Annotated in this window: 14 protein-coding genes; 7 read left to right on the forward strand and 7 right to left on the reverse strand. The window is 65.9% G+C overall.

The window, feature by feature from the left end:
- Positions 1 to 119: 119 nt before the first annotated feature.
- The gene (locus ROV93_RS01495; protein ID WP_072166827.1) at positions 120 to 356 is read left to right on the forward strand and encodes a hypothetical protein; all 237 of its coding nucleotides are present in this window, start codon (positions 120 to 122) and stop codon (positions 354 to 356) included.
- An 84-nt stretch (positions 357 to 440) separates the two neighbouring features.
- Here the strand turns inward: ROV93_RS01495 and ROV93_RS01500 are convergent, their stop codons facing one another.
- Positions 441 to 2249 carry a DUF885 domain-containing protein gene (locus ROV93_RS01500; protein WP_072166826.1) on the reverse strand — a complete coding sequence of 603 codons (1809 nt, stop codon included), beginning with the start codon at positions 2247 to 2249 and terminating at the stop codon, positions 441 to 443.
- A gap of 112 nt (positions 2250 to 2361) precedes the next feature.
- On the opposite strand from ROV93_RS01500, the gene ROV93_RS01505 reads away from it, so the two are divergent.
- Both ROV93_RS01505 and ROV93_RS01510 read left to right on the forward strand, forming a co-directional pair.
- A complete protein-coding gene (locus ROV93_RS01505; RefSeq protein ID WP_072166825.1) occupies positions 2362 to 2718 on the forward strand; it encodes a GFA family protein in 357 nt (118 codons plus the stop codon).
- A complete protein-coding gene (locus ROV93_RS01510; RefSeq protein ID WP_072166824.1) occupies positions 2715 to 3527 on the forward strand; it encodes a DUF4349 domain-containing protein in 813 nt (270 codons plus the stop codon). Before ROV93_RS01505 ends, ROV93_RS01510 begins: the two co-directional genes overlap by 4 nt.
- A 31-nt stretch (positions 3528 to 3558) precedes the next feature.
- On the opposite strand, the gene ROV93_RS01515 is transcribed toward ROV93_RS01510, so the two are convergent.
- A complete protein-coding gene (locus ROV93_RS01515) occupies positions 3559 to 3852 on the reverse strand; it encodes a hypothetical protein (protein WP_005415831.1) in 294 nt (97 codons plus the stop codon).
- A gap of 68 nt (positions 3853 to 3920) precedes the next feature.
- The gene (locus ROV93_RS01520) at positions 3921 to 4865 is read right to left on the reverse strand and encodes a LysR substrate-binding domain-containing protein (RefSeq protein WP_072166823.1); all 945 of its coding nucleotides are present in this window, start codon (positions 4863 to 4865) and stop codon (positions 3921 to 3923) included.
- Between the two features lie 115 nt (positions 4866 to 4980).
- Here ROV93_RS01520 and ROV93_RS01525 point away from each other — a divergent pair, with 115 nt between their 5' ends.
- Entirely contained in the window at positions 4981 to 5853 is an 873-nt protein-coding gene (locus ROV93_RS01525) for a DMT family transporter (protein WP_072166822.1), read from the forward strand.
- A 565-nt stretch (positions 5854 to 6418) separates the two neighbouring features.
- Here the strand turns inward: ROV93_RS01525 and ROV93_RS01530 are convergent.
- Complete coding sequence (locus tag ROV93_RS01530; RefSeq protein ID WP_072166821.1) at positions 6419 to 7321, reverse strand: peptidylprolyl isomerase; 903 nt, start codon at positions 7319 to 7321, stop codon at positions 6419 to 6421.
- Positions 7322 to 7451: 130 nt separating this feature from the next.
- Positions 7452 to 7925 carry a hypothetical protein gene (locus tag ROV93_RS01535; RefSeq protein WP_072166820.1) on the reverse strand — a complete coding sequence of 158 codons (474 nt, stop codon included), beginning with the start codon at positions 7923 to 7925 and terminating at the stop codon, positions 7452 to 7454.
- A gap of 220 nt (positions 7926 to 8145) precedes the next feature.
- Between ROV93_RS01535 and ROV93_RS01540 the strand changes: the two genes are divergently transcribed.
- Together ROV93_RS01540 and ROV93_RS01545 are read left to right on the forward strand one after the other, a co-directional pair.
- Entirely contained in the window at positions 8146 to 8511 is a 366-nt protein-coding gene (locus ROV93_RS01540; protein ID WP_072166819.1) for a PadR family transcriptional regulator, read from the forward strand.
- Complete coding sequence (locus ROV93_RS01545) at positions 8508 to 9497, forward strand: sensor domain-containing protein (RefSeq protein WP_061480675.1); 990 nt, start codon at positions 8508 to 8510, stop codon at positions 9495 to 9497. The genes ROV93_RS01540 and ROV93_RS01545 overlap by 4 nt, the downstream gene beginning before the upstream one ends.
- Positions 9498 to 9607: 110 nt before the next feature.
- Here ROV93_RS01545 and phaZ read toward each other — a convergent pair whose 3' ends face one another.
- Positions 9608 to 10915 carry a polyhydroxyalkanoate depolymerase gene (gene phaZ / locus ROV93_RS01550; RefSeq protein WP_061480170.1) on the reverse strand — a complete coding sequence of 436 codons (1308 nt, stop codon included), beginning with the start codon at positions 10913 to 10915 and terminating at the stop codon, positions 9608 to 9610.
- A gap of 93 nt (positions 10916 to 11008) precedes the next feature.
- The gene (locus ROV93_RS01555) at positions 11009 to 11599 is read right to left on the reverse strand and encodes a class I SAM-dependent methyltransferase (RefSeq protein WP_072166818.1); all 591 of its coding nucleotides are present in this window, start codon (positions 11597 to 11599) and stop codon (positions 11009 to 11011) included.
- A gap of 187 nt (positions 11600 to 11786) precedes the next feature.
- On the opposite strand from ROV93_RS01555, the gene ROV93_RS01560 reads away from it, so the two are divergent.
- Positions 11787 to 12242 carry a CopD family protein gene (locus ROV93_RS01560; protein ID WP_053497082.1) on the forward strand — a complete coding sequence of 152 codons (456 nt, stop codon included), beginning with the start codon at positions 11787 to 11789 and terminating at the stop codon, positions 12240 to 12242.
- Positions 12243 to 12446 lie beyond the last annotated feature (204 nt).

Here is a 12446-nt window from a genome sequence, read left to right on the forward strand (position 1 = left end):
CGAGATCTGATGCGGACGTAAAGCGCCACGCTGTGGTGCAATCCGCGCGTTGCTTTTGCACAACTGACGCTAGATGTTCGGCTCGTCTTTCGTCCTCAATTCAGCGGGAGGGAGTGGAAATGAGAATCACGGATTTCCTGGTGATGGACGGTGAGGGTGACCAGATCCCTGCTGATCCGCATGGCAACCATGTGGCTTTCAACTGTTTCGAGTGCGGATACCCGGTCGTGGCTGGCTCATTGGAAAACGAGCGGGGCAGCGATGAGGATTGCCCTGCAGCCTGTCGTGGTTGTGGTGCCGAGTACTTTGTGGATCTGCGGCTGGGCTCAAAGAAAATGTACATCCATCTGCTCTGATCCGGCAGCAGCCCAAGCCGGGGCGAACAAAGAAAGCGGCCCGGGTTTCCCCGGGCCGCTCCGCTTCGTCTCACACCGTCCCGATCACTCGATTGGCTGGTCCAGCATCAGCTGGCGGGCGAAACGCACCGGCGGCGCGCCGTAGGACAGCACCTGGTCGTGGTACGCCTTCAGGTTGAACTTGTCGCCCAGCTTCTCCTGCACTGCCTTGCGGGTGTCGAAGTGTTCCTGCGCACCGACGAAGTAGGTCGGCAGCTGTGCCGACGTCAGCTGCGCGCGCACCCACTTGCCGGCCGCTTCGCTTTCCTGCTGGAACGCGTCGTGGGTCATCAGGTGCATCGCCTTTTCGCGATCCCAGTTGTCCACGTGCACGCCCTGGTCGAGGATCGCGTTGGAGATGGTGCGCAGGTAGAACTTCAGCTGCACCAGGTGGAACAGCGGATCATTGTTGAGGTAACCCTGCTCCTGCATCATGCGCTCGGTGTAGACCGCCCAGCCTTCGGCGAACAGGCCCGAACGCAGCACCGCACGCAGGGTCGAGGGGAACTTGGCCGAGTGCCAGCCTTCCAGGTAATGGCCCGGAGTACCTTCATGGATGCTGAGCAGGTGGATCATGCGCGAGTTGTACTCACGCAGGAACGAGTCGACCTGCTTCTCGCTCCAGTCGTCCGGAATCGGCGACACGGCGTAGAAGGTCTTCAGGTTCTTGTCCAGCGGGCCCGGCGAATCGCAGTAGGCCACGGCCACGCCACGCTGGAATTCCGGCATCAGGATGATGTCCACCGGCGCATCGGGCAGCGTCATCAGATCGTGCTCGCGCACGAACGCGGTGGACTGCTCCAGCGCGGCCTTGGCATCGTCAACAACCTTGTCGCGTGCCGGCTTGTCGGCGTAGGCCAGTTCCAGCGCGGCCTCGATCGCCTTCTGCTGCTGCTCGTCGGTCGGCTGGGCCGGCATCTCCGGCGCACCCGGCTTGTCCTTCAGCACGGTCTGCGCGATACCGTACATGTCCTCGCGCACGCGCTTGAGTTCGGCGCGCGCACGCTCACCGATCTCCTGGCGAGACAGCGAGGAGCTCAGCGCGAATTTCAGCTTCTGGTCGTACTTCTCCGCACCGATGCGGAAGTCGCCCTTGGCGTTCGGCACCAGGGTCTTGTCCAGCCAGGTCTGCTGCTCGTCCACGGCCTTCTTCAGGCCGTCGATGGCCGCCTGCAGGCGCTGCTGGTCGGCCTGCGGCAGTTCGCCGATGTGCGGGGTGATGAAGGTATCGACGATGCTGAGGATGCCCTTGTTCTGCTTGGCAACGGTCTCGGCATGGATCTTCGGCACGCGGGCCGGATCCAGGTTCTCGCGCGCCTGGGCGAAGATCGCCGGCAGCTTTTCCATGCGCGCGGTGGCCGCCTTCAGGCGCTCCGGCAGCGGTGCGAACTCGCGCGCCATCAGGCCGTAGATCGCGCTGCCGGCGATGCCGTTGTACAGCTGCGGGTCCCACTTGCCGGACTGCAGCACTTCAGCGTTCCAGATTTCCGACTGCAGCTGGTTGCGCAGGATCGCCGCGTCCACCTGGTTCTCGCGGCCCAGCTTGGCCACTTCGATCTTGTCCAGCTCGCCCAGCAGCGCCTTGTAGGCGGCCACGGTCTTCTGCTGGCCGGCGGCGCTCAGGTCGTCCAGCTCGCTGTCGTAGCGGTGGTCACCGATCTGGGTGGCGCTGACCGGCGACAGCTGCATCCAGGTGTCCATGGCGCGCTTGGACAGATCGGCGAAGGCGGCATCGACCGCCGCGTCACCGGCCTGCTGGCTGGCGGCCGGGGTGGAAGCGTTGGTCGGGGCGTCGGCCGGCTGGCAACCGGCCAGCGCGGCGACCAGGGCGAGGGCAAGAAGATGCGGGCGCATCGGCATTCCTGTACGGGGTCAAACCCTGAGCATAGGGCCCCGTTGCTGCTTTGTCCCCGTGCCATAGGATTACCATGGGCCGATTCAAGGACCCTCCAAAGGAGCGCAGGACATGGAATACCAGGGAAGCTGCCATTGCGGCAGGATCGCATTCACCGTGCAGGCCGAGGCGCCGATCAGCGACGTCATCGACTGCAACTGTTCGATGTGCCGGCGTCGCGGCAGCCTGCTGTGGTTCGCCCCGCGTGCGGCGTTCCAGCTGGCCACCGATCCGGCTGACGTGGCCACCTACCACTTCAACAAGGCCCACATCGACCACCACCACTGCCGCGAATGCGGTATCGCGCCCTACAGCGAAGCGGTCGATCCGCGTACCGGCACACCGATGGTGGCGGTGAACGTGCGCTGCGTGCCGCAGGTCGATCTGGCGGGCCTTTCGGTGACCTCCTACGACGGAGCGGCACTGTGAGGCCGGTGCGAGCGTGGACGCGCAGGGCGGCGCTGCCGGTACTGCTGCTGGCGCTGGGCGCCTGCGCCAAGCAGGGCGACATGGTGGGGGATGCGGGCGCCACGGCCGCCGAGGCTGCCATCGCTTCGCCGGAAGGCGCCTTCCTGGCCTACGAACATGACGTGCAGGTGCAGCTGGAAGCGGCGCAGATAGCACCGCGCATCCAGCAGATCGCTCAGGCCTGCCAGAGCGCGAAGTTCGGCGACTGTGCAGTGTTGCAGGTCGAGCAGCACGGCGGCGAGCAGCCCAGCGGCGAGGTCAAGGTGCGCGTCGCGCCGAAGGGTACCGAGCCGCTGATCGCGATGGCTGGTGAAGGCGGCAAGCTGCAGTCGCGCAATACGCGCGCCGAGGATCTCGCGCAGGCGGTGGCCGACACGGCATTGACCAAGGCACGGCTTGAAAAGGAGCACGCCCGCCTGCTGTCCTACCAGGACCGCAAGGACCTGAAGATCGAAGACCTGATGGCGATCACCACGCGCCTGTCGGAGATCGAGGCGGGTGTCGAGCAGGCCAACAAGGATGCTGCGCAGCAGCGCCGGCGCATCGATACCCAGCTGGTGGCGATCCACTTCGACACCACCTCTGGCCAGCGCAGCCGCAGCGAGATCGGTGAGGCGCTGAGCGAGTCGGGCGGCATCCTCAGCACCAGCATCTCGTTCCTGATCCGCGCTGCGGCCGCACTGCTGCCGGTGGCGGTGCTGGCCTTGATCGCGGCCTGGGGTGTGCGGGCATGGTGGCGTCGCCGCCGCAAGCTACCGCCCAACCGCTGAGGTGAAGGCTGATGCCGGCCGTCAGCCGGCATCAGCCCTCGTCGGTCTCGTACTCGACGAACACATCCAGCTCCAGCGCCAGTTCCTGCACCGCATCGCGCACCTTCTGCGCGGTGCTTTCATTGCCGACTTCCACTTCCAACTCGTGGATGCCCGGGCCGATGTCATCGGACAGCCCGGCCGAACTGGAATCGTCGTCGTCCATATGCGGCATCAGGTCGTCGGTTTCCTCGACATGTTCGATGCCGTCCAGGCCGAGCAGCAGGTCGCTGATGGCGCGGGCGTCGTCTTCGGTTCCGGTGATGCGCAGTCGCAGCATGGCCATGGCATAGGTACGTTGTGGGTTCGCCAGCAGCCTAGCCAGCGTGAGGCAAAGAACGGGTGAGGGCGCAGTCAGGCGTGCGTCGCCGGCCGCCCGAGCAGGCTGTCCGGCAATGCCGGGATCGGCGTGCGCTCGTCCTGCGCCTGTTCCAGCAACCAGTCGATGAACAGGCGCGCGGCCGGGCTCGGCGGTTGCCCTTCTGCGTGCACCACGTGGTAGGCATAGCGTGCCTTCAATGCCGGACCGGGCAGGCGCACCACCTCGTAGCGCTGCAGGTAGGGCTGGGCGATGTGGGTGCGCGCCAGCACCGCGCCCATGCCATACACCGCCGCACGCATCGCGTCGGTGCTGTCGGCGAACGTGTGCATCGGCGGCAGGGGCGACGGTGGGCGCACACCGGCGTGGCGGAACCAGTCACGCCAGCCCTGAGGAGACAGGTCGGTCAGCAGCGGCAGGCCGGCGATGCGCGCCGGATCAACCAGTGCTTCGACCCCGGCCAGCGCCGGTGAGGCCACCGGGAACAGGAAGTCATCCATCAGGTGCTGTGCACGCAGGCCCGGCCATTGGCCCAGCCCGTAGCGGATGCCGACTTCCGGTCCGTTGTCGTCGTAGCGGTCCAGCCCGCTGCCGGTGTGCAGCTCGATGCGGATGTGTGGATAGGCCTGGGTGAAGCGTGGCAGTCGCGGCAGCAGCCAGCAGTACGAGAGCGAGCGCAGCGTGGTGATCCGCAGCGGCACGCTGTCGGCATCCGGTTGCAGGTGATGGGCCACCGCCGCGACATCGGTGAACGCGGCGCTGGCGGCGTCGGCCAGCTGCCGGCCCTCGGCGGTCAGGCGCACGCCGCGGGCGTGGCGCAGGAACAGGCGAACTTCAAGTACTTCTTCCAGGCGGCGCACGTGGTGACTGACCGCGCTGGCGGTCAGGTGCAGCTCCTGCGCGGCCTGGGCGAAATTCTGGTGGCGTGCGGCGACCGCGAACACGGCCAGTGCGGGGAGCAGGGAAGGACGGAGCAGCATGTCGAGCCTCAAACCATATTTGTGGCTGACAGCGATACTACGCGCTTGTGCGGCGGGCGTCTGCGCCTGATCCTGTCTGCCTTGGCGAGGAACAGACGATGGACGGAGGCAGGACATGAATGCGATCCCACAGGCGGCCGAGCGCGACTGGCGCACGCCGCTGGAATTGACCCTGCTGGGCGCCATCTGGGGCTGCTCGTTCCTGTTCATGCGGGTGGCGGTGCCGTCGTTCGGCCCATTCGCGCTGGTCGAGGTGCGGCTGGCGCTGGGCGCGCTGGTGCTGCTGCCGTTCCTGTGGCGCGCCCGCGCGCAGTTCCCGCCGCGCCGCTGGCTGTGGCTGGCGCCGATCGGCCTGATCAATTCGGCGCTGCCGTTCGTGCTGTTTGCCTATGCCGCCGAGCAGGCGCCGGCTGCGATCGGTGCGATCTGCAATGCGATGACGGTGCTGTTCGCCGCGCTGATCGCGTTCCTGTTCTTCGGCGAGAAGATCGGCATGCGCCGTGCCGGGGCGCTGCTGGTCGGCTTCGCCGGCGTGGTGGTGCTGGCCACGGCCAAGGTTTCCGGCCTGAGCATCGGCACCGCAGTGCTGGCCGGTGCGGCGGCATCGCTGCTGTACGGCCTGGGCGTGAACCTGGTGAAGCGGCACATGACCGGGTTGCCGTCGGCCGCCGCCGCGGCGGCAACGCTGTCGTGCGCCTCGCTGTGGATGCTGCCGATGGCGGTCAGCCACTGGCCGCAGGCGGCGATTCCGGCCAAGGCCTGGGGCGCGGCGATCGCCCTCGGCGTGGCCTGCACCGGGCTGGCGTTCCTGATGTTCTATCGCCTGATCGGCCGTATCGGCCCGTCGCGTGCGTCGACGGTGACCTACCTGATTCCGCTGTTCGGCGCGGCGTTTGCGTGGTTGTTCCTGGGGGAGGCGGTGACGGTGCAGATGTTGATTGCGGGTGTGTTGATTCTGGGTAGCGTGGCGGTGAGTCAGAAGGGCTGAGACGTTTTTTGCACGTGGCACGTGCTGAAGGTGCTTCACTGTTCATGGGCGTTACTTTTCTTTGTACGCAAAGAAAAGTAACCAAAAGAAACGTTCCGCCGGCCGCGAGCCGGTGCTGCGCACCGGTGCCCTGCGCTCCTCCGCCCGTCGAGGGACGGCGCGGGAACTCGCTGCGCTCAGACACCCGCGCCTCTTCGCCCTCGCCGGACCTGCGGTGCTCGGCTCGCTCAAGGCGGACTGGAAGGTCAAGATCAACAGCAAGAGCATCCACGCATGGCGTGGATCTACTGGGTGCAGCTGTGGCCTTTGAACTGGGTCCGCCTTGAGCGAGCCGAGCATCGCAGGGGAATCAGGGGCGAAGAGGTGCCGATGTCTGAGCGCAGCGAGTTCGGCACCGTCCCCTGATTCACCGAGAAGCGCAGGGGACCGGCGTGCGAAGCACGGCGGCTCGCGACCCGGCGGCGCGTTTCTTTTGGTTACTTTTCTTTTCGCGCGAAAAGAAAAGTGACGCCCATGAACAATGAAGCCCCTTCAGCACGCGCCTCGCGCAGAATCCGCGACGGCGTTACTTCACCGGCACCGGAATATTGCAGAGGTCGATATGCCCCGCCGGGCGCTTGTAGAAATCATCCACGCGGTTGCGCCGCGCCTCCACCGTATCGGCAAAGGTCTTCGAGTCGGTACGCAGTACCTGGATCGGCGTGCGCTCGGCCGCCGGCACATCGCTGGCGCGGCGGATCGACATGATCGGCGTACGCAGCTTCGGGTCGGTGTAGAAGCCCATCGGCGCCGGTCCGCGCGGCGTTGCGCTGAGCAGCTCCATGCCCTTCAGCACGCGACCAACCAGCGTGATGTTGCGGTCGAGCTGGCGCGGTGACTGCCCGGTCACCACGTACAGTTCGGCGCCGATGCTGCTGTCTTCCTCGTTGCTGCGGCCGGCACCGAGCATGCCGTAGCAGTGCGCCAGCCAGGTCTTGCCGGCCTGCGGGTCCTGGCCGACCGGGAAGCCGTCGACGAATCCGGTCTGCGCGGCCCAGCCATCGCGGTCCGGCAGCACGCTGACCTTCAGGCCGGCGCTGGCGCGCTCGAACTCGGCCGGCAGCTTGCGCGCGGCACTGCCGAACGGCTTGGCCTTGGCTGCGTCATCGGCGTCGGCATCGCCGAACTGCACCACGAAGTTGTCCTGCGAACGGTAGATGCTGGTGCCGTCCCAGAAATGCTCGTGGGCGAAGGTCTGGATGTTGGCGACATGGTGCGGGGCGAACTGCGGTGCCAGCTCGATGATGACCCGACCGGCCGGCAGGTCCATGTACAGCAGATTGGCCGGGTCCGGGGTGCGCCAGTCGCTGGCCGCCGAGGCGTCGAGAATCTGCTGCGGGCTGCGGTAGGGCGTGGCCGCGCTGGCCATGGCGGGCAGCAGGCAGGCGAGGGCAAGGGCGGTCAGGGCAAGGCGACGACGGTGCGGCATGGGAACCCCGGAACATGAACGAGGCTTCGATTCTGCGCGACGAGATACCGTATCGCCAAGTGACATGCGGGGCATTTGCGTCAGCCTGCGCGCCGCCTCTTGGCCGATCCAATCGGCCTGGCATCAACGCCTATCTTTCTTCTGCAATTAGACCGGAGTAATGGCCGAAGACAGGAACAGGTTCATAGTTGCCTGTCGGATCGTGCGTAGTTGAAGACTCTTCCAGATGATGAGGCGAGAAATTCTCCCTGGTTATCGTAAGCCGACCATCTTCATTGAAAAGGTAGCTGGTCCCTTCGGCAATGCTGTCACTCTTCTCATCGAACGTTCTATGTACCGCCATGCTCAGGAACAGATTTCCCGGTGCTACCTGCTGGAACTGATACGTCAGGCGCTCCCTTAGATGTTCATCCAGAAAGTCGACGCCAATCATGTCTTTGTCCAACAGCACATCGATAATCGCTGATGGCGCGGTGGGGGAGCCAACGAGAACCGTGTAGCGGGCCTGGCTCTCATGTCTCGCTTCGGCCTCGGATTCACTGATTATGTTTCGGGCGGACTTCTTTGCGCCAAACCAGAAGTCGCAATAATAAAACTCAGTCATAAGTGGATAGTCCCGGGATCGTCGTGCTCGCAGGAGCTGGATCAGCCGCTACGCTGTTGGAAAAGCGACGGTATGCCGCGACTCGCAGAGAGACAAGCAAGCCAATGCCCTGCCGGCCAAGTGGTCACCCGACCCTCGCCAACCGGCAGAGTGACTAACGACACATTCGCTATACCGAACTTCGCACTACTGTGGACTTCAACGTAGTGGAGGGCCGGTCATGTCCGAGGACCATGTCCACCTGAAGAAGTTCCAGAAGGAGCTCAGCGCCGGAACGGTGTCGCTGGCCCTGCTGGCGGTGCTGGCCCGGGCCGGGGAGCCGCTGTACGGCTACCTCATTGCCAAGGAGCTGGAGCGGGTGGGCGAGGGCGTGCTGAGCGGCAAGCAGAGTGCGCTGTACCCGGTGCTGCGCAACCTGGAGGGCGCCGGCCTGCTGGAAAGCCATGTGGAGCCGTCCAGCAGCGGGCCGCCGCGACGCTACTACCGCATCAATGAACGTGGCCGCGAGGTGCTGGCGCAGTGGCGCCAAGCGTGGCAGGCCACCCGTGATTCCGTCGATTCCGTGTTGGAGGGGGTACCGCAATGAACGACCCGAGCCTGGCAGGCCGTGCCCTGCCCACCACCATTCCGCAGTACCTGGCGCAGCTGCGCGCGGCGCTGGAGGGCGCCGATCCGGCGATGGTGCAGGACGCGCTGTACGACGCCGAGGAATACCTGCGTTCGGAGCTGGCAGCACAGCCCGGCCGCAGCGAGGCCGAGGTGATCGCCGATGTTGCCGGCAGCTATGGCGCGCCGGACGAAGTGGCCGACATCTACCGCGAGACCGAAGTGACGGTGAACCGCGCGCTGCGTACGCCGCGTGCGGATACCGCGCCGGTACTGCGTGCCGCCGCCGAAGCCAGCGGCGTCGAACCGGCTGCGCCGCCGCCGGCGCCAGTGCAACGCTCACTGCTGGCGCGCTTCTTCGGCGTGGTGGCCGATCCGCATACCTATGGCGCGCTGTTCTACATGCTGCTGTCGCTGGCCACCGGCATCTTCTTCTTCACCTGGGTGGTGACCGGCCTGTCGCTCTCGCTCGGCCTGTTGATCCTGATCGTCGGGATTCCGCTGACCGTGCTGTTCTTCGGCTCGGTGCGCGGGCTGGCGCTGCTGGAAGGGCGGCTGGTGGAAGCATTGCTGGGCGAGCGCATGCCGCGCCGTCCGCGCTACACCGACCGTAGCCGCACGTGGCTGCAGCGCATCGGCGACATGTTCACCGATGGCCGTACCTGGCTGACCCTGCTGTACTTCGTGCTGATGCTGCCGTTGGGCGTGGTCTACTTCACCATCGCGGTGACGCTGCTGTCGCTGTCACTGGGGTTCATCTGGGCGCCGGTGGCCGCGCTGTTCAGCGGTGACATTCCGGGTGTCTACGTCGATGGCGTGAACGTGCTGCCGATGGCCGCCTCGCCGCTGGTGGGCATCGTGATCGCAGCCGTGGGCGTGCTGCTGCTGCTGTTGACGATGCACCTGGCACGGGGCATCGGCAAGCTGCACGGGCTGATTGCCAAGAACCTGCTGGTGCGGTTGTAACAGGCCAGGGGTCGGATCCCTGTTCGCAGAACAGGGCTCTGACCCCGGATCCCATCATGCTGGGTCAGAGCTCTTTCCGTTGGAAAGGGATCCGACCCCACCGCGGCGAGTTACCCCGCCTTTCGCCGCAACGGAGTGACGTTGCTCTTCTTCTTCGTGGCCTTTGCCGCCGGTGCCTCGGCATGCGCAGCGAAGAAGTCGCGGACCTTCGGGTACACCACTTCGCGCCAGCGACGGCCGCTGAAGATGCCGTAGTGGCCGGCGCCTTCGACGATGAAATGCTCGCGGCGGTCAGCAGCAATGCCGGTGCACAGCGCCTGCGCTGCTTCGGTCTGGCCGAGGCCGGCGATGTCGTCCAGTTCGCCCTCGATGCTCAGCAGCGCGGTATCGCGGATCGCCGACGGATCGACCTTCTCGCCATTGACCACCCACTCGCCACGCGGCAGCAGGAAGTCCTGGAACACCACGCGGATGGTATCCAGGTAGTACTTGGCCGGCATGTCCAGCACCGCGTTGTACTCGTCGTAGAAGCGACGGTGCGCGTCGGCGTCTTCCAGGTCGCCCTTGACCAGGTCGGTGTAGAAATCCCAGTGCGAACTGAAGTGGCGGCTGGGGTTCATCGACAGGAAGCCGGCGTGCTGCAGGAAGCCCGGATACACGCGGCGGCCGGCGCCGGGATAGCTGGCCGGCACGGTGTGGATGACGTTGTTCTCGAACCACGACAGCGGGTTCTGCGTGGCCAGGTTGTTCACTGCGGTCGGGCTGCAGCGTGCATCGATCGGGCCGCCCATCATCACCAGGGTGCGCGGTGTCGGCTCGCCACGGCTGGCCATCAGTGAAACCGCGGCCAGCACCGGTACCGTCGGCTGGCACACGCTGACCACGTGCAGGCGTTCGACGCCCAGATGGCGGATGAACTCCTGGATGTAGGCGATGTAATCGTCCAGGCCAAACTCGCCTTCGTTGGCCGGCACCATGCGCGCGTCCACCCAGTCGGTGACGTACACACGGTGGTCGCGCAGCAGCGTGCGCACGGTATCGCGCAGCAACGTGGCGTGGTGCCCGGACAGCGGTGCCACGACCAGCACGAACGGCTGGTTGAGCATGGTGTGCAGCTGTTCGGCTTCATTGCTGTGGCGCTTGAAGCGCAGCAGCTTGCAGAACGGCTTGCTCACTTCCTCGTGCACGACGATCGGCACGCGCTCGCCGTCGACCTCGATTTCGTTGATGCCCCACTCGGGCTTCTCGTAATCCTTGCCGATGCGGTGGAACAGCTCATTGACCGCCGCCAGGCGATCGGCGCCGGGCATCTGCGACCACCAGTGGCCCGGGTTGGCGAAGAATCTGGCGTTGGCCTGGGCCTGGTGCACCCAGGGGGCGAGCAGGTTGCGGGTCAGTTCGTGCAGTTGATAGAGCATGACGACCGAATATGTATGGTCATATGTTGCCGCGCAGCATATCCCATCCGGGTGTCCCGCAGGTTAAGTTGGCTGAAAATAATGAATCTGGATTCACATCCGTTCCAGCGCGGCGGCATCGCCTGCCAGGGCGGGGCCGAGCCAGCAGTGCGACCCGACCGGCTGCAGGCCGTGCCGGGCCAGCGTCCGCCGATACCAGCGTGCTGGGCGGGCCTGGAAGCCGTCGTGGTCGCCTTCGAACGCGTCCTCGGCGGCGAAGGTCTCCAGGAAGGCCACACCGCCGGTCAGCTCGGCCACGCCGGACAGGCCGGCGCGCAGCTCGCGGTCGGGCACGTAGTGCATCACGTCCGAACACACCAGCAGGTCGACCGGCGCGCAGGGCCGCAGCCAGGCGAAGTCGCCGAAGCGGGCCAGGTGCAGGTTGCGGGTGCGGCCGTAGCGGCGCACAGCGTACTCGCTGCTGTCGAAGCCCAGGTATTCGACCTTCGGACGCAGCTTCAGCAGCGGCGCACGCCAGGCGCCTTCGCCGCAGCCGATGTCCAGCACACTGCGGATCGGTCGTTCCAGGTAGTACTCGGCACTGGCCACCGCCAGGGCCACCTTGCGCGCCAGGCGGGCGCTGCCGCCGATGTCGGCGCGGCGGTACCAGCGTTGGAAGTAGGCGGCGTCGTAGGTCTTGTCCATGGGGCGGTGCGCGTTCGGGGAAAACGGCGCCTATCGTACGGTGTTGCGCCCCCGGGTGTGGCGGACCCGCAGTAGAGCCACGCCATGCGTGGCTGTCCTGATGCGGCGATTGGACGCGGCAGCCACCCAGGAGGTGGCTCTACTGCGACAATGGGCGCCCATCTACGCCAGCCGCCGGAGCGAGCGCATGCAGAGCTACTACTGGGTCAAGACCTTCCACATCGTATTCGTGGTGGCGTGGATGGCCACGGTGTTCTACCTGCCGCGCATCCTGGTCAACCTGGCCGAGACCGCAGGCCAGCCGGCGGTGACCGAGCGCCTGCAGCTGATGGGCCTGCGCCTGTACCGTTTCGGCCACTCGATGTTCGGCCTGGCCTTTGTGCTGGGCCTGGTGCTGTGGCTGGGCTACAAGGTCATCCCGGATTTCCCGACCATGGTCGCGCCGGGCGGCGCTGGCTGGCTGCACGCCAAGCTGGGCCTGGTGGTGGTGCTGCTGGTGTATTTCAGCTGGATCGGCCGTCTGTTGAAGGGCGTGGCCAAGGGCAGGGCGCTGCCGTCGTCGCGCGCGCTGCGCTGGATCAACGAGATCCCGCTGCTGGCGTTCATTCCGATCGTGTGGCTGGTGCTGGCCAAGCCGTTCTGAACGGGGCGCGCAGCGCATCGCACAGATGCATCCACGCATGGCGTGGATCTACTGGGTGCAGCTGTGGCTTTTGATGTTCAGGTCCGCCATGAGCGAGCCGAGCATCGCAGGTGAAACAGGGGCGAAGAGGCGCCGATGTCTGAGCGCAGCGAGTTCGGCGCCGTCCCCTGATTCACCGAGAAGCGCAGGGAACCGGTGCGTGGC

This window comes from Stenotrophomonas maltophilia group sp. msm4 (assembly GCF_032025605.1).
GTDB lineage: Bacteria > Pseudomonadota > Gammaproteobacteria > Xanthomonadales > Xanthomonadaceae > Stenotrophomonas > Stenotrophomonas sepilia.